This is a genomic window from Rhizobium sp. BK251, from assembly GCF_004345245.1.
GTDB lineage: Bacteria > Pseudomonadota > Alphaproteobacteria > Rhizobiales > Rhizobiaceae > Rhizobium.
In genome coordinates, this window is record NZ_SLUQ01000013.1 from 91658 (window position 1) to 110895 (window position 19238).

At 62.9% G+C, this 19238-nt stretch carries 20 protein-coding genes; all 20 read left to right on the forward strand.

The annotated features are described in order from the left end of the window. Nucleotides 1-16: 16 nt before the first annotated feature. The gene (locus tag EV286_RS28085) at nucleotides 17-658 is read left to right on the forward strand and encodes a ThuA domain-containing protein (protein WP_132960546.1); all 642 of its coding nucleotides are present in this window, start codon (nucleotides 17-19) and stop codon (nucleotides 656-658) included. A gap of 315 nt (nucleotides 659-973) precedes the next feature. Continuing rightward, nucleotides 974-2299 carry an extracellular solute-binding protein gene (locus tag EV286_RS28090; protein WP_132960547.1) on the forward strand — a complete coding sequence of 442 codons (1326 nt, stop codon included), beginning with the start codon at nucleotides 974-976 and terminating at the stop codon, nucleotides 2297-2299. 104 nt (nucleotides 2300-2403) lie between these two features. After that, nucleotides 2404-3372, forward strand: a complete 969-nt coding sequence (locus EV286_RS28095; protein ID WP_165932967.1) for a sugar ABC transporter permease — start codon at nucleotides 2404-2406, stop codon at nucleotides 3370-3372. Further along, complete coding sequence (locus EV286_RS28100) at nucleotides 3369-4322, forward strand: carbohydrate ABC transporter permease (RefSeq protein ID WP_132960549.1); 954 nt, start codon at nucleotides 3369-3371, stop codon at nucleotides 4320-4322. Before EV286_RS28095 ends, EV286_RS28100 begins: the two co-directional genes overlap by 4 nt. Continuing rightward, entirely contained in the window at nucleotides 4319-4528 is a 210-nt protein-coding gene (locus EV286_RS28105) for a hypothetical protein (protein WP_132960550.1), read from the forward strand. Before EV286_RS28100 ends, EV286_RS28105 begins: the two co-directional genes overlap by 4 nt. Before the next feature lie 3 nt (nucleotides 4529-4531). Further along, a complete protein-coding gene (locus EV286_RS28110) occupies nucleotides 4532-5629 on the forward strand; it encodes an ABC transporter ATP-binding protein (RefSeq protein ID WP_132960551.1) in 1098 nt (365 codons plus the stop codon). After that, nucleotides 5622-6629 (forward strand): ABC transporter ATP-binding protein, encoded by a 1008-nt coding sequence (locus EV286_RS28115; RefSeq protein ID WP_132960552.1) that lies wholly within the window; start codon nucleotides 5622-5624, stop codon nucleotides 6627-6629. The genes EV286_RS28110 and EV286_RS28115 overlap by 8 nt, the downstream gene beginning before the upstream one ends. Nucleotides 6630-6681: 52 nt before the next feature. Further along, nucleotides 6682-8322, forward strand: a complete 1641-nt coding sequence (locus EV286_RS28120; protein ID WP_132960553.1) for a dihydroxyacetone kinase subunit DhaK — start codon at nucleotides 6682-6684, stop codon at nucleotides 8320-8322. A 27-nt stretch (nucleotides 8323-8349) separates the two neighbouring features. Further along, nucleotides 8350-8964 carry a dihydroxyacetone kinase subunit DhaL gene (gene dhaL, locus EV286_RS28125; protein WP_132960554.1) on the forward strand — a complete coding sequence of 205 codons (615 nt, stop codon included), beginning with the start codon at nucleotides 8350-8352 and terminating at the stop codon, nucleotides 8962-8964. Then, complete coding sequence (dhaM, locus tag EV286_RS28130; RefSeq protein ID WP_132960555.1) at nucleotides 8961-9359, forward strand: dihydroxyacetone kinase phosphoryl donor subunit DhaM; 399 nt, start codon at nucleotides 8961-8963, stop codon at nucleotides 9357-9359. The genes dhaL and dhaM overlap by 4 nt, the downstream gene beginning before the upstream one ends. Further along, nucleotides 9359-9703: an HPr family phosphocarrier protein gene (locus EV286_RS28135; protein WP_132960556.1), complete on the forward strand. Its 345-nt coding sequence runs from the start codon at nucleotides 9359-9361 to the stop codon at nucleotides 9701-9703. The genes dhaM and EV286_RS28135 overlap by 1 nt, the downstream gene beginning before the upstream one ends. Next, entirely contained in the window at nucleotides 9687-11297 is a 1611-nt protein-coding gene (locus tag EV286_RS28140; protein WP_245500858.1) for a putative PEP-binding protein, read from the forward strand. The genes EV286_RS28135 and EV286_RS28140 overlap by 17 nt, the downstream gene beginning before the upstream one ends. A gap of 1 nt (nucleotide 11298) precedes the next feature. Continuing rightward, entirely contained in the window at nucleotides 11299-11709 is a 411-nt protein-coding gene (locus EV286_RS28145) for a hypothetical protein (protein WP_132960557.1), read from the forward strand. 97 nt (nucleotides 11710-11806) lie between these two features. Next, nucleotides 11807-12802 (forward strand): dihydroxyacetone kinase subunit DhaK, encoded by a 996-nt coding sequence (gene dhaK / locus EV286_RS28150; protein ID WP_132960558.1) that lies wholly within the window; start codon nucleotides 11807-11809, stop codon nucleotides 12800-12802. Nucleotides 12803-12997: 195 nt separating this feature from the next. Then, nucleotides 12998-13780 (forward strand): SDR family NAD(P)-dependent oxidoreductase, encoded by a 783-nt coding sequence (locus EV286_RS28155; protein ID WP_132960559.1) that lies wholly within the window; start codon nucleotides 12998-13000, stop codon nucleotides 13778-13780. Nucleotides 13781-13987: 207 nt separating this feature from the next. Continuing rightward, nucleotides 13988-15019 carry a LacI family DNA-binding transcriptional regulator gene (locus EV286_RS28160; protein WP_132960560.1) on the forward strand — a complete coding sequence of 344 codons (1032 nt, stop codon included), beginning with the start codon at nucleotides 13988-13990 and terminating at the stop codon, nucleotides 15017-15019. Between the two features lie 212 nt (nucleotides 15020-15231). Further along, nucleotides 15232-15618 carry a cytochrome c family protein gene (locus EV286_RS28165; protein ID WP_132960561.1) on the forward strand — a complete coding sequence of 129 codons (387 nt, stop codon included), beginning with the start codon at nucleotides 15232-15234 and terminating at the stop codon, nucleotides 15616-15618. Nucleotides 15619-15821: 203 nt separating this feature from the next. Beyond that, the gene (gene coxB, locus EV286_RS28170) at nucleotides 15822-16637 is read left to right on the forward strand and encodes a cytochrome c oxidase subunit II (protein WP_132960610.1); all 816 of its coding nucleotides are present in this window, start codon (nucleotides 15822-15824) and stop codon (nucleotides 16635-16637) included. Nucleotides 16638-16691: 54 nt separating this feature from the next. Further along, nucleotides 16692-18476, forward strand: a complete 1785-nt coding sequence (locus tag EV286_RS28175; RefSeq protein WP_132960562.1) for a cbb3-type cytochrome c oxidase subunit I — start codon at nucleotides 16692-16694, stop codon at nucleotides 18474-18476. Beyond that, the gene (locus EV286_RS28180) at nucleotides 18473-19177 is read left to right on the forward strand and encodes a cytochrome c oxidase subunit 3 (RefSeq protein WP_132960563.1); all 705 of its coding nucleotides are present in this window, start codon (nucleotides 18473-18475) and stop codon (nucleotides 19175-19177) included. Before EV286_RS28175 ends, EV286_RS28180 begins: the two co-directional genes overlap by 4 nt. The last annotated feature ends 61 nt before the right edge of the window (nucleotides 19178-19238 follow it).

Here is a 19238-nt window from a genome sequence, read left to right on the forward strand (position 1 = left end):
ATAAGGAGGAGTATTCATGCGCGAAGCACTGATCGTCTGGGGCGGATGGAGCGGCCACGAGCCGCAGGAATGCGCCGTCATCATCAAGGACATGCTGGAGGAAGACGGCTTCAAGGTCTATGTCGAGCACAGCACGGAGGCCTTCGCCGACCCCTCGGTCCATGACCTCAGCCTCGTCGTGCCCATCATGACCATGTCGAAGATCGAGAAGGAAGAGGTGAAGAACCTCGCCGAAGCGGTCCAGAACGGGGTCGGCATTGCCGGATACCATGGCGGCGCGGGCGACGCCTTCCGCGAATCCGTCGAGTATCAGTTCATCATCGGCGGGCAATGGGTTGCCCATCCCGGCAACATCATCGACTACAAGGTGAACATCACCCGCTCGGATGACCCGGTCATGGAAGGCATCACGGATTTTCCCTATACCTCCGAGCAGTATTACATGCATGTCGACCCCTCAAACGAGGTGCTGGCGACGACGACCTTCAACGGCGACCATGCCTACTGGATCGATGGCGTCGTCATGCCCGTCGTCTGGAAGCGCAAGCATGGCAAGGGCCGCGTCTTCTATTCCGCGCTCGGCCACCAGGCGAAGGAATTCGACGTTCCGCAGATGAAGACGATCTTCCGCCGCGGCGCCAACTGGGCCGCCCGCTGACGAAAAGATACGGAGTGGCGGGCTTTGTCGCCCGCTGCTCCCTACCCGGCCGACGCCTCATCGCCTCGCCAGCTCTCATTCCCGACTTCTTCCTAAACAATCCCCCGACTTGCAGAGAATGCCGCAATGCCGTGCGCACGCGGGCTTTTCGTTGTGCGCCGCAACAACGAATGACACTTGCATTGTTTAGCATTGTCGGATTTACTAAACATAATGCTAAACATGACAGGAGTGAGGTCGTGGGGAGCATTTCCGGGAGTGGAAGATTTTGCACGGCTGGCCTTCGGGCCGGCTTTCGGTTCTGGGGAGGAACGCATGCAAATGAAGACGAAGACCCTGCTTGGCATAGCCTCGGCGCTTCTGCTGTCGACGGCGGCACCCAATCTCGCAAAAGCCGATGAACTGACCCTTTGCTGGGCCGCCTGGGACCCGGCGAACGCGCTCGTCGAGCTGTCGAAGGATTTCACGGCCAAGACCGGCACGCAGATGAAGTTCGAGTTTGTGCCCTGGCCGAATTTTGCCGACCGCATTCTCAACGAGCTCAATTCCGGCGGCAAGCTTTGCGACCTGCTGATCGGCGACAGCCAGTGGATCGGCGGCTCCGCCGAGAACGGCTACTACATCAAGCTCAATGATTTCTTCGACAAGGAAGGAATCAAGATGACCGACTTCGCGGACGCGGCGGTCTATGCCTATTCGACCTGGCCGAAGGGCACGCCGAACTACTGGGCGCTGCCGGCCATGGGCGATGCCAATGCCTGGTTCTATCGCAAGGACTGGTTTGCAAAGCCCGAACTCCAGGCCGAGTTCAAGGAGAAATACGGCCGTGACCTGACCGTGCCCGCGACCTGGGACGAACTGCTCGAGACCGCGAAATTCTTCAACGGCAAGGAGATCGACGGCAAGAAGGTCTACGGTGCCGCGATCTTCACCGAGCGCGCCTCTGAAGGCATCACCATGGGCGCGACGCAGGCGCTGTACCCGTACGGCTTCAAGTACGAGAAGACGCCCGGAAAATACGACATGGACGGGGCCGTGAACTCGCCAGGCGCCGTAAAGGGGCTCGAGGCCTACAAAGAGCTCTACAAGTGCTGCACCCCGCCCGGCTATACCGACGCCTACATGACGGAGTCACTCGACGCCTTCAAATCCGGCCAGGCGGCGATGGCGATGAACTGGTTCGCCTTCTTCCCGGGCCTCGTGAAGGATGAGAACGTCGGCGGCGATAAGATCGGCTTCTTCGTCAATCCGAAGGAAACGACTGCTGCCTCCACCCTTGGCGGACAGGGGATTTCAGTCGTCGCCAACACCGACAACATGGACGGCGCCCTTGCCTACATCAAATGGTTCGCCGATCCCGAGGTCCAGAAGAAGTGGTGGTCGCTCGGCGGCTATTCTGTCCACAATGCGGTTCTGAATGATCCGAGCTTCAAGGACAGCCAGCCCTTTGCGGCCGACTTCCTCGTGGCCATGAACCAGGTGCAGGACTTCTGGCAGGAACCATCCTACGCCATCCTGTTGCAGGCCATGCAGAAGCGGCTCCACGACTACGTGGTCGCCGACCAGGGCACTGCCCAGGAGGCATTGGATAACCTCGTCAAGGACTGGACAGGCGTCTTCGAAGACGACGGGAAACTGTAAGGGCAACCGCCCCGGGAACCAGTTCCCGTGATGACGGCCCGGCATGGAAGAGTGCCGGGCTGCTCAGCCGAAAAACCAGTCGTTCTCGTATGCGGGTGATGCCAGTGACAGATACGAATTCTTCTTTGGTGGAAAGGGCGCTCAAGACGGCCGCCCACGCCACGCCGGAGCCGGTTGCCATGCGCATAAGGGGCCTTTCAGATCGCTCGATCGCATGGCTCTTCATCGCTCCGACGATCGTTCTCCTTCTGGCAATCAACATCTTTCCGCTTATCTGGGCAATCTACCTTTCCTTCACGAATTACCGTGCCAACCGGCCAAACGCGGTGGTCGAGAGCGTGGGCACGCGGAATTACGAGCGTGTCCTGACCGACGTCGACATATGGCAGGCGATGCAGACGACCGCGCATTTCGTCTTCTGGACGATCCTGCTGCAGACGCTGATCGGCTTTACTCTGGCCTATCTCATCGACCGGAAGTTCCGCGGCCATGCCTTCTGGACGACGGTGATCCTCATCCCGATGATGCTCTCGCCGGCCGTCGTCGGAAACTTCTGGCGCTTCCTCTACCAGCCGCAGATCGGCCTCTTCAACTACATCGTCTCCTTCTTCACCGGCATACCACCCTCCTCATTCGAGATGCTGGGCAGCGTGCCGCTGGCACCCTGGGCGATCATCATCGTCGATACCTGGATGTGGACGCCCTATGTGATGCTGATCTGCCTTGCGGGTCTCAGGTCGATCCCGGACTACATCTACGAGGCCGCGGAAGTCGACCGCGCCTCGGGCTGGCGGCAGTTCTGGTCGATCACCATTCCGATGGCGCTACCTTTCATAATGCTGGCCGTGCTCTTCCGCGGCATCGAGAACTTCAAGATGTTCGACATGGTGATGCTGCTTACCGGCGGCGGTCCCGGCTCGACCACCGAGGTCGCCTCGATCACGCTCAAGCGCCAGGCCTTCGAAAGCTGGCTGACGGGGCGCTCGTCGGCCTTCGCCATCGTCCTCTTCGTCGCGGTGTTCGGCCTCGCCAACATCTACGTCAAGACGCTCAACAGGGTGAAACAACGATGAGCTCCGCCAACGCCGCCCATTCCGTCGTCGAGCCCAGCCTCACCAGCAAGCGCATTGCCGGCGCGATCGTCATTCTCTACGCGCTGGTCACGATGATCCCGCTCGGCTGGATCTTTCTCACGAGCTTCAAGTCGCCGCCGGATTCGATCAGCTATCCGCCGAAGCTCGTCTTCTCGCCGACGCTTGAGGGCTACTGCAACCTCTTCACCACCCGCACGCGCCAGACACCTGATTATATCGCCTCGCTGGGCGAACCGACGACGACTTGCGACGCAATCACCCGCAAGCGCAACATGGTCATCGCCGGTCCGTCGAACTACTGGCCGCGTTTCCAGAATTCCCTGGTGATCGCCTTCGGCTCGACCTTCCTCGCGGTTCTGCTCGGCACGCTCGCCGCCTATGGCTTCTCGCGCTTCCGGGTGCCGCTTGCGGACGACCTGCTCTTCTTCATCCTGTCCACGCGCATGATGCCGCCGATTGCCGTAGCGATCCCGATCTACCTGATGTACCGGCAGCTCGGCCTCTCCGACACGGCGATGGGCATGATCCTGCTCTACACGGCCGTGAACGTGTCGCTCGCGGTCTGGCTGCTCAAGGGCTTCATCGACGAGATCCCGCGCGAATACGAGGAGGCGGCGATGATCGACGGCTATACCCGCCTACAGGCCTTCTGGCGGGTGGTCCTGCCGCAAGCGACGACGGGCATCGCCGCGACTGCGATCTTCTGCCTGATCTTCGCCTGGAACGAATATGCCTTCGCGGTGCTCCTCACCTCCGGCGAGGCGCAGACCGCACCCTCCTTCATCCCGACGATCATCGGCGAAGGCGGACAGGACTGGCCGGCGGTCGCCGCAGGAACGACGATCTTCCTGATCCCGATCCTCGTCTTCACCATCCTGTTGCGCAAGCAGCTGCTGCGCGGCATCACCTTCGGAGCGGTGCGCAAATGACGAACCTTCTCGACACACCTCCGGCGCGGCCAAAGCGACCCTTCTTCCTGCGGCGCGGACCGATGGAAAACATTGCCACGGCCATCATCGCGGCCGGCTTCCTGATGCTGTTCCAGCCCTTCCTGCTGGTGCTCTACACCTATTCGCTGGCGACGCTGCTGGCGGGAACGGCCATGTACATCATCGTCTCGAAATTTCCGGAGTGAGCCGTGGCCGAGATCAGGATCGAAAACCTGCGCAAGCAATTCGGCGATTTCGCCGCGGTCGAGAATTCGACATTCGTCACGCATGACGGCGAGTTCCTTGCCCTGCTCGGTCCCTCCGGCTGCGGCAAGACGACGACGCTGCGGATGATCGCCGGCCTCGAGCTGCCGACGAGCGGCAAGATCTACCTCGACGGCGAGGATGTCACCTTCAACCGTGCGAGCGCTCGCGACATCGCCTTCGTGTTCCAGCTGTTCGCGCTCTACCCCCACATGAACGTCCGCAAGAACATCGGCTTCCCGCTGCTTTCCCAAGGGGTGCCGAAGGCCGAAATCCGCGAGCGCGTCGAGGAGACGGCGAGACTGCTGCAGATCAACCATATTCTCGACCGGTCGGTGTCCGGGCTTGCAGGCGGCGATCGCCAGCGCGTCGCGCTCGGCCGTGCCATCGTCCGGCGACCGAAATGCTTCCTGATGGACGAGCCGCTCGGCACGCTGGACGCGGAATTCCGCGAGGTCATGGTGCATGAGCTGCGCGAACTGCACAACCGTATCCACGCTACCACGGTCTACGTCACCCACGACCAGCACGAGGCCATGGCGATGGCCGACAAGATCGCGGTGATGAACCACGGCATCATCGAGCAGTTCGGCACGCCGCAGGAAATCTACAGCCGCCCGGCAACCATGTATGTCGCCGATTTCATCGGCTCGCCGCCAATGAACTTCCTGCGCTTCACCTCCGGCCTTCAGAAAGGCGCGCATTCCGTCTCGCTCGGAGATGTCGAGGTCGGCGTACCGGAAGTGCGCGAGGACATGGCCGTCGGCGAACTGGCGCTGGGCGTGCGCCCCGAACATATCCGCTTCAGCGATGCTTCGGCGCTGCGTGGCTCGGTCTATGGCAGCGAGTATCTCGGCACCAACCAGATCGTAGCGGTCGAGACGGCCAACGGCCTCATCAAGGCGCGGCTGCCGGCCAACAGGAACTTCCGCATCGGCGAGACGGTGGGCCTTGAATTCAATCAGGCGAAGCTCGCACTGTTCGATTGCAAGTCGGGCCGGGCCGTTCCCTCCTCGCTCTACTCGGAGGCCCTCCATGGCTGATATCGTCCTCCATCGGCTAAACAAGGCGTTCGGCGAGACGCAGGCGATCCGCGATCTCGACCTTGCCATCCGCGACGGAGAATTCATCGTGCTTCTCGGCCCGACGGGCGCAGGAAAGACGACGACGCTGCGGCTGATCGCGGGGCTCGAGCGGCCCGACAGCGGGCATGTCACGATTGGTGGCCGCAATGTCGCCGGCGAGGCCCCGGCCGAACGAGACGTTGCCTTCGTCTTCCAGCAATATTCGCTCTACCCGCACATGACGGTCTACGAAAACCTCGCCTTTCCCCTGAAGGCGCCAGTGCGCAAGCTCAGCGCCGAGGAGATCGACCGACGCGTCCGCGAGGTCGCCAAGATGGTCCGCATCGACCACAAGCTGGAGAACCGGTCGACGCGCCTCTCGGGCGGGGAGATGCAGCGCGTGGCGATCGGGCGTGCGCTGGTGCGCCGACCGGCGATCTATCTGATGGACGAGCCGCTCTCTTCGCTAGACGCAAAGCTGCGCGCCGAACTCCGGCTCGAACTGAAGCGCATCCAGAAGGAACTTGGCTCGACCTTGCTCTACGTCACCCATGACCAGATCGAGGCGATGACCATGGCGGACCGTATCGGAATTCTCGCCGAAGGCCGGCTGGTACAAATCGGAACGCCAAAGGAAATCTACGCAAATCCCGCCAACCTCCACGTCGCCGCCCGCCTCGGCCAGCCGCATATCAACCTCATTCCGGAGGGCCTGCTGCCCGGCGGGAACATGCCTGCCGGCGCGCAGACGATCGGCGCCCGTACCGAACATCTCGAAATCGCTCTTGGCGGCGAGACCAATGCCGAAATAGACTGGATCGAACACCTCGGAGACCAGAACCATCTGCATATCCGCGTCCGCGACCACAAGCTCGTCACGCTTGCCGACCCGTACCTGACCGTCAAGCCCGGCGATCGCATCAGTCTTACCTTGAAGGATCCACTCTATTTCAACGCCGATGGCCGGCGGATGGGCTGAGGTTTCGGCAGCAAATCGGCCAGCGGACAATGCAACCAACTGGAATCGATCGATGAAACACTTCTTCAACCGCAGGGAAAACATCGTCACCGAAGCGCTGGACGGCTTGTTACAGACAAGCCCGGCGGGATCGCTTGCCCGGCTGGACACCTATCCCGACATCAAGGTGATCCTGCGGGCGGACTGGGACAAGTCGAAGGTTGCGGTAATCTCGGGCGGCGGCGCCGGCCACGAGCCTTCCCACGCGGGCTTCGTCGGCAAGGGCATGCTGACTGCGGCCGTATCGGGCGAAATCTTCGCCTCGCCGAGCGTCGATGCCGTCCTGACGGCGATCCGCGCGGTGGCCGGGCCCAAGGGCTGCCTGCTCATCGTCAAGAACTATACGGGGGACCGCCTGAACTTCGGCCTCGCCGCCGAGAAGGCAAGGGCCGAGGGCTTCGCCGTCGAGATGGTTATCGTCGCTGACGACATCGCCCTGCCCGAGATCACCCAGCCGCGCGGCGTTGCCGGTACGCTCTTCGTGCACAAGATCGCCGGGCATTTCGCCGAAGCCGGCGAAGATCTCAAGACAGTCGCTTTCCATGCGGCTGCCGCGGCCAGGGAGATCGTCTCGCTCGGCGTCTCGCTTTCTTCCGTCTCCATTCCAGGCCAGGCTTTCGAGGACCGGCTCGGCAGCAATGAAGGCGAGCTTGGCCTCGGAATCCACGGCGAGCCCGGCGCGGAGCGGATCGCCATCCAGGAGGTGGGCGCCATCATCGACAAGATGGCCGAAAGATTGGCCCCTGCCCTGACGGCATCGGCCGATCACGCTCTCCTCATCAACAATCTCGGCGCCGTGCCGCCGCTCGAGATGGGAGTGATCGCCAATGCCGTGCTTGCCTCGTCGCTCTCGAAACGAGTGAAACTCATCGTCGGCCCGGCGCCGATGATGACGGCGCTCAACATGAACGGCTTTTCGCTATCGCTGATCCGCCTCGACCCAGTGCGGGAGGCGGCTCTCTCCTCGGTGGTTGCAGTCCATGCATGGGTGCCGCCCGTCACGCGTCACAAGCCTGAGATTGTCGCCGCACCCGCCGCGCCGGCGGCTTCGAGAGAGACAGCGCGCGCGAGCCATGATCGCCAGGTGGATGCGCTGCTGCGCGCCGTCTGCGAGCGCCTCGTTTCACTCGAAGAGGAGTTGAACCGCCTCGACGCACGAGTGGGCGACGGCGATACCGGCTCGACGGTCGCAACCGGCGCACGCAGCATCCTCTCGCGAATTGACACGTTGCCGCTTGCCGACCCCGCCGCCACGATGGCGGCCATCGGCGACATCCTGAGCACGAGCATGGGTGGATCGAGCGGCGTCCTGCTGTCGATCTTCTTCACCTCGACGGGCAAGGCCATGAGCGAGGGGCAAGATGTGCGAAAGGCCCTGCTCGCCGGCCTCGATCGGATGACGTTCTACGGCGGGGCCAAGGTCGGCGACCGCACCATGGTCGATGCGCTCGCCCCTGCCCTGAACTCGCTGGCCTCCGCCGGCCCGACGGCTGCCGCCGCTGCGGCCGGTGCAGGTGCGGAATCGACGAAATCCATGAGGAAGGCGCGGGCCGGGCGTGCCTCCTACGTCGGCGAAAGCAATCTTGACGGCGTAGCAGACCCCGGCGCAGTCGCAGTCGCAAATGTGTTCCAGGTCGTGGCAGGCCTTGCCTGAACAGAGCGGGGTCGGGAGGGAGATGCAGTGCAGTCGGATCAGGCGCTCATTGCCGGGCTGATTGAAGCGTGCCGCGAGGCGATCGCGCAGAACGCCGAGCACCTGTGCGAGCTCGACAGCGCGATCGGTGACGGCGACCACGGCACCAACATGCGGCGCGGCTGCGACGCCGTCTGCGCCGAGCGCCAGAACCTCTCGGGCCTGTCCTTTCCGGAGGCCGTCGAAAAGATCGGCATCACGCTCGTCATGAACATCGGCGGCGCCGCCGGACCGCTCTATGGCACCCTGCTGATGGAAATCGGCAGGGAGTTGCGCGATCGGGACAAGACCTCGGATTTCGCGACCGCCTTCGAGCGCGCCGTCGATGCCGTCGCCCGCCGCGGACGCTCGCGTTCGGGCGACAAGACGCTTCTCGACGTGCTCTATCCGATCCATGCCGAACTCACCCGGCGTGCCGCACTTGCCGATATTGCCGAAAGGGCGCGCCTGTCGGCGGATCGCACCGCGCCCATGAGGGCGATGCGCGGGCGAGCCGCCTATCTCGGCGACCGGTCGATCGGTCATGTTGATCCGGGCGCGTCGAGCTGCGCTTTGCTGACGGCCGCAATCTGCCGGTATCTGGGGGAGCATCGCGCCGCATGAACGGGAAGGCTGCCAATGTGGGTATCGTAGTCGTGTCGCATTCGCCGCTGGTGGCGCGCGGCATCGCGGACATGGTGCGCCAGATGGTGGGGGACTGCGTGCCGCTTTCCTGGTCCGGCGGAAATGCGGACGGCGGCCTTGGCACCCATCCGGCCGGCATCATGGCTGCAATCGAGGCGGCCTGGTCCAACGCCGGCGTCGCCGTCTTCGTTGATCTCGGCGGCGCTGAGACCAACAGCGAGATGGCGATCGAGATGCTGGGGCCGCCACGCTCCGGGCTCGTTTCCATCTGCAATGCGCCGCTTGTCGAAGGGGCGGTCATCGCGGCGGCGGAGGCTTCGGGAGGTGCTTCGCTCGCCCGGGTGGTCGCTACCGCCGAGGAACTTTCGCCCTGATGAGCGACAAGCCGCTACCAGGAGCACAGGAGGCATCCGACGTGCATGCGCACTGCCAGACCGAGATCGAAGTCACGCACGGCATCGGGCTGCATGCCCGCCCGTCGGTCGTCTTCACGCGCCTTGCCAAAACCTTTCCATGCACGATCGAGATCGAGGTGAACGGCAGCGACGTCTGGCTGAACGGCAAGAGCATCATCAAGATCATGGGCGCCCGCATCCGTCGCGGATCCATCCTGAGGATCAGGGCCGAGGGGTTCCGCGCGGAGGAGGCGATCGTCGCGCTCAAGGAACTGGTGGAGCGCAACTTTGATGAGGAAAAGCGGCATGGCCGGAGCGCATGAGGTGCGAGGCACGGCTGCCTCGCCAGGCATTGCCATCGGGCCTGCGCATCTGGCTGGCGAGATCGAGGAATGCCCGTGGCCGCGAGGAGACACGGGTGCCGAACGGCGCGAGCTTGCCGAGGCGATCCGCACCTCGATCGACACCCTCACCGAATTGATCGGGCGGTCGGACCATGACAGCGCGGCGATCCTCGAGTTTCAGATCGAGATGCTCTCCGATCCGGCGCTGACGGATATGGTGACCGAGCAAATCGAAGCCGGAGAGGCCGCCGCCTTCGCCTGGCGCAGCACGCTCGACAGCTATATTCGCGACATGGAGGATGCCGACGACGAGCAGGTGCGCGCGCGGGCGGTCGACGTCGCCGACATCAGGAACCGCGTTCTCGGCGCCATCGCCGGCAATCCGGTAGAGGATTTTCCCGCGGGCTCCGTCTTCGTGGGGCGCGAACTCGAGCCGAGCAGGTTTCTCGCACATGACTGGTCTTCGGGCGGCGGGATAGCGCTCTTCAGCGGCAGCACGGCGAGCCACGTCACCATGCTTGCACAGGCGAAGTCGGTACCGATGGTGGTCGGTACGGGCTCCTTTTCGGTAGCGGAGCTCGCCTCCGTTCTGGTCGACGGCGATGCCGGAACGGTCCTCCTGCAGCCGGATCGGGAAGATGTTGCGAGGGCGCGCGCGGCGATCGACCGTCGGCCGGGACCCACCGAAAGGCTTTCGAAGACCGGCCGGCCACTGACCGCCGACGGTGTGCCGATCGGCGTCTCCATCAACGTCAACGACCTGGCCGAGGCGGCCTATGCCAGCCTCGGGGCCGTCGAAGGCATTGGCCTTGTCCGCTCGGAATTCGTGCTGCCCTCGCCAGCCGATGCCGCGAATGAGGATCGGCAATTCGTGGTCTACCGCGGCATCCTCGAACACGCCGGCAAAAAGCCTGTCATCATCCGCATGCTCGACCTCGGAGGCGATAAACCGCTCCCCGGTCTTGCGCAGGAGACGCGCAATCCCTTCCTCGGCATGCGCGGCATCCGGCTCCTGCTTGCTCGGACCGAGCTTGCCCGGCCTCAGGCGCGCGCGCTCCTGCGGGCCGCGGCCCAAGGCGACATCAGGGTCCTGCTGCCCATGGTGACGCTGGCTTCCGAAGTCGAGGAGATGGTAGCGATCTTCCGCCAGGAGGCCCTGGACCTAGCTGGAAAGGGCGTTGCACATCGGTTTCCGCCGATCGGCATCATGGTCGAGGTCCCCGCCACCGCCCTGATGCTGGACAGTTTCGGCGAGGCCGACTTCTTCTCCATCGGGACGAACGACCTTGCCCAGTATGTCACCGCCGCCGCCCGCGACAACCCGCTGGTCGCTCCGATCTATGTGCAGGCCCGACCGGCCCTGCTCCGCCTGATCCGCATTGCGGTGGACCACGCAACGGCAATGGGCAAGGCGGTCAGCATCTGCGGAGACATGGCAGCCGATCCGCGTTGCCTCCCCGATCTGCTCGCGACAGGGCTCCGGCACATTTCGGTGCCGCCTGCGCGGCTCGAAGCGACGCTGGACGGGATTGCAGCCCTGAGAGCCGATGGCGACCCGGTGGCGGGAGAATAGGATGGCGCGCGAAACCACCGAGGATGCTATCATCGCCTACAAGTCGATCCTGGCACAGATCATCGACAACCGTCCCTCCGGCACGCGCCAGCGCCTTGCGACCGCACTGGGCAAGCATCGCAGTTTTGTCACCCAGGTTACGAGCCCCGCCTATTCGACCCCGCTTCCCGCGCGCCACCTTGCGGCGATCTTCAGGGTCTGCCACTTCAGCCCGGCCGAACAGGAACGTTTCCTCGAAGCCTACCAGGCCGCCCACCCCGGAAAGCTCCCCGACCTCGGCAATTCCGAGAAGCTGCGGCAGCTCTCGCTGATGGTGCCGGATTTCGGCGACGAGAAGAAAAACCGTCTTCTGGAGGAGGCGATCGCCGATCTGGTCGTAAAGATCGTCGCGATTTCGGGAGATGGCGAGTGATGCCCCGGCAAGGCCTGTCGCCGCATTCCGCGCACTCGGGGAACGCACTGGCAAACGATCGCCGTCTTAAATAGGATCGCTGCCTGGGAGGGGCACGATGAAGAAATTCATGAACACGGCTGAATCGATGGTCGCCGAAAGCCTGGATGGTTTCGTGCGCGCCCATGAGGAATTGGTCGTGTTCAGCGCCGAGCGCAAATGCGTGCGCCGGAAAGACCTCGCCCGCGGCAAGGTTGCCGTCATTTCGGGCGGCGGAGCCGGGCATGAGCCCATGCACGTCGGCTTCGTCGGCCGCGGCATGCTCGATGCCGCCTGCACTGGACATGTCTTCACCTCGCCAACTCCCGACCAGATCGTCAATGCGATCGAGGAGACCGATACAGGCGCGGGCTGTCTTCTGATCGTCAAGAACTACGACGGCGACGTGATGAACTTCGAGATGGCGGCCGAAATGGCCGCCGGCACGCACCGGATCGAAACCATCATCGTCCGCGACGATATCGATACGGACGGCGCGACCCGCAGTCACGGCCGCCGCGGCGTTTCGGGCACGGTCGTCATCGAGAAACTGCTGGGCGCGGCAGCCGAAAGCGGAATGGGTCTCGGCGAACTGAAGCTGCTCGGCGAGGCCCTGAGCCCACGAATCCGCACGATGGGCGTGGCTCTTCGCGGCGTTACCGTGCCAGATACGCAGCGCATCACCTTCTCGCTGGCCGACGGCGAGATGGAACTGGGTGTCGGCATCCATGGCGAGCCCGGCCATATGCGCGAGGCTTTCACCCCGGCGGACGATATTGTCGCGCGCCTGTGCGAGAACGTCATTGCTGACCTGCCGTCGCAGGGCCGTCAGAATGCCCTCCTCTTCGTCAACGGCCTCGGGGGAACGCCACCGGCCGAGCTCTACCTTGCCTACGGCATCGCACGGCGCCTGTGCGAAGCGGCGGATTTCCGGATCGCCCGCTCGCTTGTCGGCACCTATGTCACCTCGCTTGACATGGCGGGCCTCTCGGTGACGCTTGCACTTCTCGACGAGCGGGAACTCAAGCTATGGGACGATCCCGTGGCTACCGCGGCGCTCCGCTGGGGAGCGTAGCTTCGCCATTGGGCCAATTCCAACGCGATATCTCGCGCTTTACGCGACTTTTGACGGCTTTGATGCGCGGTCCATTCACAATATGCCTTGTTTTCCGGAACTGAGCGCCTGTTACGGAGTTAAAACCCGAGAGGCCCGGTTGCAAATTCCCGATCACGACCGGCGCTGCCCAATCCACCCTGCGGAGGCGCGCGAATGGATTTGTCCGGCAAAGTCGCTCTTGTCACCGGTGCAGGCTCCGGTATCGGAAAGGCATCGGCGCTTCAATTGGCGGCCAACGGTGCCGCGGTCGCCGTGCTGAGCCGCACCGCTGACGAGGTCGATCGCACCCGGGACGAAATCGAAGCTGCCGGGGGCCAGGCAATTTCACTGACGGCCGACGTCTCCGAGGAGAGCGACATGCGAAGCGCCGTCGCCGCGCTGATCCACCGCTTTTCACGACTGGATATCGTAGTCGTCAATGCCGGGATCAACGGCGTCTGGGCGCCGGTAGACGACCTGTTGCCCGAGGAGTGGGACAACACGATCGCCGTCAACTTGCGGGGTACCTATCTGACCCTGCATCTGACCGTTCCGCACCTGAAGGCGGCGGGCGGTGGCTCGGTGATCGTGATCTCCTCCATCAACGGCACGCGGACCTTCACCACGCCCGGCGCCACCGCCTATGCGGCTACGAAGGCCGGGCAGGTCGCCATGGTCCAGCAGCTTGCGTTGGAACTCGGACGGCATCGCGTTCGCGTCAACGCCGTCTGCCCAGGGTTCATCGAAACCGAAATCGCTGACAGCACCGTCAAGAGAAAGGAGGAGATAGCAGGTATCCCCGTCATCTGGCCGGAAGGTGACATCCCCATCACCGGCGGAAAGGGTGGCAAGAGCGAGGACGTGGCAGCCCTCGTCGCCTTCCTTGCCTCCGACCGGTCGCGGCACATAACCGGCAGTCCGATCTGGATCGATGGTGGCCAGAGCCTGCTACGCTAACCCGTCAACCCCGCTCGTCGCCGCAACCTCTGCCGTAGTAGCACGGCGCAGTACCAAAGAGGCTACAGGTTGCTATCTTCAACCATACGTATGTGTTTGCTATACTCACACGCAGATAGCAGAGAGACATTCGCAGATCCCGCCCGTCGCATGGAAAGAGCGATTGCAGGCGATCCGGACGAGTTCTCCTGAGAAAGCGCGAAATTGATGGCCCGAACGAAGGTCACGATCCAGGATATTGCCGATAAACTTGGTCTTTCTAAATTCTCGGTATCGCGCGCCCTTTCCGGCCAGAGGGGTGTCGGAGAGGCGACCCGCAACCTCGTCCTGTGCACCGCCCAGGCCATGGGCTATCCGCTCACCCAGGACGCGAGCGCGGCGACGAGCCAGGTCCTCTTCATCCGCGACGAGATCGACACCGCCAGCAACGAGGTCTGGCTGAACGTCATGCATGGAGCGGAGCGGGAGGGCGAGAAACTGGGGCTCGCTATCGTTCCTCGGCAAGCCCGCTACCTCCAGGACACGGACCACATCGAAGACTCCGTCGTCGGCCTGATCCTTGCCGTTCCCCACCCCTCGGACTGGGCAACGCTCGCGATGGGCACCGGCCTGCCCGTGGTCTGCGCCGGCCACGTCAGCCCGATGCAGTCCATTGACCAGGTCGTCGGCGCCGATTGGGAATCCGGTTATGCGGTGGCGGGAATGCTTGCCGAACTCGGCCACGTCGACATGGCATATGTTCATCGCGACATCACCCCGCTTCGCCGATCCGAGCGCTTTCGTGGCTTTCGCGATGGCGCGCTGGCGATGACCGGGGCCATGATCGACGACGTGGCGATGGATGCCAGGGATGGGTTCCGCGACGCGTTCTTCACCTACCTTCGCTCGGGACGGGCGCCGACCGCCCTCTTCTGCGCCCATGACGGGCTCGCCGCATCGGTGATCTTCGAGCTTGTCGGCCTCGGCATCCGCATTCCCGAAGACATATCCGTCGTCGGCTTCAATGACTTCGCCCTGGCTTCCGAAATGTCGCCGCCGCTCACGACCGTCCGTACACCGCAGGTTGAGATGGGAGCCGAGATGGTTCGCCGCATCGCCGATCGGCTGTTCGACGCCGAGGCCAGGGAACGGCCACCCTTGCGCGTGGCACTCCTCTCCGAAATCGTAAAGCGGGAATCCATCGGACCCGCGGCGGAAAAGGGCTGGCTTTCACGAACTTTGAAGCTGGCAGAGCAATAATTTCCCAGCGTCCCGGCCCCGCTTCACGGCCGTTGCGCCCGGCGCGGAAAGGTCGGTGGACGACGTCGTCGCACCGTCTAGTATTTCTGAATCAACTAATATATTTTCGCCTTTGGGACGAGGAATAAGATGACAGCCCCGTGGGCCGACGCCACCTCTGGAAGGAGGTGAGCGGCTACTGGTAGGCCATCTTGCAAAAATGGGGAGGAACCATGCTTTACCGTGTCCCTTTGACTGCCGCGGCTTTTGCCCTGCTTTGCGCATCCGGAGCTTCCGCACAGGAGGGGGATGTTGCCGCAGGTGGAACCGTCTTCAAGAAATGCGCACTCTGTCATATCGCCGACTCGGACAAGAACAAGGTGGGGCCATCGCTCAACCACGTCTTCGGCCGAACGGCGGGGACTCACCCTGACTTCAAATATTCGAACGCGATGGTCGATGCCGGTAAGAACGGCCTTGTCTGGGACGATACGACGCTGCGCGACTACCTGCATGATCCCAAGGCCAAGGTTAAGGGAACCAAGATGGCATTCGCCGGCCTCAAGGAAGATACCGACATTACCAACCTCATCGCCTACCTGAAGCAGTATTCCCAATAGGAACCCTCGCAGTGCCTCGCCTTACGGCAGCATGGCAGGGGTCCGTCCGCAGAAGATGAGGAGCATCGCTTTGTCCGATTGGATGCTTCTAGTTCACAGACCGGGCTAATTGCTTGTTTTTATTGTTGGTGCGATAATAAGAAGCAGATTTCGACGCATGCGGGTTCATGTCCACAGCCGATCGCGGCAGGGAGGGGCAGGAAATGGCGGTAGCGGTGATTCTCGTTCTGCTGGCGGTGGGCTCCGTGCTGTTCCACCTGTTCAGCCCGTGGTGGTGGACACCGATAGCGTCGAACTGGAGCTATATCGACAATACCCTGATCATCACGTTCTGGATCACCGGTGTCGTCTTTGTCGCGGTCGTGGTCTTCATGGCCTACTGCGTTCTTCGCTTTCGGCATCGGCCCGGCAATCGGGCTGCCTACGAGCCTGAGAACCGGCGACTGGAGTGGTGGCTCGCGATCGTCACGGCCGTCGGCGTCGTCGCGATGCTCACACCGGGCCTCTTCGTATGGCACCAGTTCGTCACCGTCCCGAAGGAGGCGACCGAAGTCGAGGTCGTCGGCCAGCAGTGGCTCTGGAGCTTCCGCCTGCCCGGCGCCAACGGCAAGCTCGGCACGTCCGAGACGCGTGATGTCGATCCCGACAATCCGCTCGGCCTCAACAAGAACGATCCCAACAATCTCGACGACGTGATCGTCGAAGGCGGGGAATTACATCTTCCGGTTGGTAAGCCCGTCAAGATGCTGCTTCGTTCCATCGACGTACTGCATGATTTCTACGTGCCGGAATTCCGCGCCAAGATGGACATGGTTCCGGGCATGGTGACCTATTTCTGGTTCACCCCGACGCGCACCGGCACTTTCGAGATCCTTTGCGCCGAACTCTGCGGCGTCGGCCACCCGCAGATGCGCGGCACCGTCGTCGTCGACAGCGAACAGGACTACCAGGCCTGGCTGGAGCAGCAGCAGACCTTTGCCCAATTGCTGGAGTCAGGAAAGGCCGTGGCAGCAAAATGACCTGATGCTTCTTTGAGGAGGGAAGCATCGCCGAACCATGTGGGAGGAAGAACCATGGTCGATATCGGAACAGGCAGGGGTATTGGCGTCCCTGTCCCACCAGCCGAGGTGGAGGATGTTGACCTCTACCATCCGAGAAGCTGGTGGACGAAATACGTCTTCAGCCAGGATGCCAAGGTCATTGCGATCCAATACTCCATGACCGCGATCGCGATCGGCATGGTCGCACTCGTGCTCTCCTGGATGATACGGCTGCAGCTCGGCTTTCCGGGGTATTTCGATTTCATAGACGCCGACCGCTACTACCAGTTCATCACCATGCACGGCATGATCATGGTGATCTACCTTCTGACCGCCCTCTTCCTCGGCGGCTTCGGCAACTATCTGATCCCACTGATGGTTGGCGCTCGCGACATGGTCTTTCCCTATGCCAACATGCTGAGTTACTGGCTCTATCTGGTGGCCGTCCTCGTCCTCGTCGCCGGTTTCTTCGCGCCCGGCGGCCCGACCGGCGCCGGGTGGACGCTCTACCCGCCACAGGCCGTGCTTTCTGGCACGCCCGGCGGAAGCGAATGGGGCATCCTGCTGATGCTGTCGTCGCTCATCCTGTTCATCATCGGCTTCACGATGGGTGGATTGAACTATGTCGTGACGGTGCTGCAGGGTCGCACCCGCGGCATGACGCTGATGCGCCTGCCCTTGACCGTTTGGGGCATCTTCACCGCGACGGTGATGGCGCTTCTCGCCTTCCCCGCCCTCTTCGTCGCCTGTGTCATGATGCTTTTCGACCGGGTGCTCGGGACCAGCTTCTTCATGCCGGCGATCGTCGAGATGGGCGAGCAACTCCAGCACAGTGGCGGCAGCCCGATCCTCTTCCAGCACCTCTTCTGGTTCTTCGGCCATCCGGAGGTCTATATCGTCGCGCTGCCCGCCTTCGGTATCGTCTCCGACCTCATCAGCACGCACGCCCGCAAGAACATCTTCGGCTATCGCATGATGGTCTGGGCGATCGTCATCATCGGCGCACTGAGCTTCGTCGTCTGGGCGCACCACATGTATGTCAGCGGCATGAACCCGGCCTTCGGGTTCTTCTTTGCGACCACGACGCTGATCATCGCAGTGCCGACCGCGATCAAGGTCTACAACTGGGTCCTGACGCTCTGGCGCGGCGACATTCACCTGACGCTGCCGATGCTTTTCGCTCTCGGCTTCATCGTCACCTTCGTCAATGGCGGGCTGACCGGACTCTTCCTCGGCAATGTCGTCGTCGACGTGCCGCTGTCAGATACCATGTTCGTCGTCGCGCATTTCCACATGGTCATGGGCGTTGCCCCGATCATGGTGATCTTCGGAGCAATCTATCACTGGTATCCGAAGGTGACAGGCCGGCTGCTCAACGAAACCATGGGCAAGATACACTTCTGGGTCACCTTCCTCGGCGCCTACCTGATCTTCTTCCCGATGCACTATGTCGGGCTGATCGGCGTGCCCCGCCGCTATTTCGAGCTTGGCGACACGGCCTTCGTCCCGCCATCGGCACATACGCTGAACGAGTTCATCACCGTCATGGCGCTTATCGTCGGCGCCGCACAGGTGCTCTTCCTCTTCAATCTCGCCTGGAGCCTGACGAAGGGCAAGCTCGCCGGCGGCAACCCATGGCGGGCCACGACGCTGGAGTGGCAGACGCCGCAGACGCCGCCGGCGCACGGCAACTGGGGCAAGGAACTGCCCATCGTCTATCGCTGGGCCTATGACTACAGCGTGCCCGGCGCGCCCGAGGACTTCATTCCGCAGAACCAGCCGGGCATCGCCGGACGCTCCGGGGAGGCAGTGGCGTGAGTGTCATCCTGGTCTTCATGGCTGCCCTTGCCGCGATCATCATCTGGTGGATGGCGAAGCAGCGGCTGCTCTCCAAGCCCTGGCTCGAGGTCGGAACGGCAGCCGACACCTCCTTCGCGAACCGTTCCCCGGCGCCGACGGCAAAGATCGGGCTTGGCGTCTTCCTGGCGGTCGTAGGCGCGCTGTTCTCGCTGTTCATCAGCGCCTATTTCATGCGCATGCAGGGCTCGGACTGGTGGTCGCTTCCGATGCCGCGCCTGCTCTGGGTCAATACCGGCGTGCTGGCGGCAAGCAGCGCGGCGCTGCATTGGGCGAGCGTCGATGCCAAGCGCGGCCGGGACGACCTCATGCGGATCAGCCTCCTTGCCGCATTCACCTTAGGCATCGTCTTTCTGGTAGGACAGATCCTCGCGTGGCGGCAGCTCGTCTCCGAAGGCTATGTGCTTGCCGACAACCCGGCAAACAGCTTTTTCTACCTCATCACGGGAATGCATGGCCTGCATATTCTCGGCGGCCTGTTCGCCCTCGGGCGCACGATTCGTCGGAGCATCGGCGGAACGAGCGCTGCGAAGACCCACCTCGGGGTGGAGCTCTGCGCCATCTACTGGCACTTCATGCTGCTTGTCTGGCTCGTGCTGTTCGCCTTCTTTGGCGGCTGGGCCAACAATCTCATCGACATCTGCCGTCAACTGCTGACCTAAGGGAAACCGAAGATGCATCAGAGCACCCAGACGCAGACGCAGATTTCCGAACCGTTGCCGC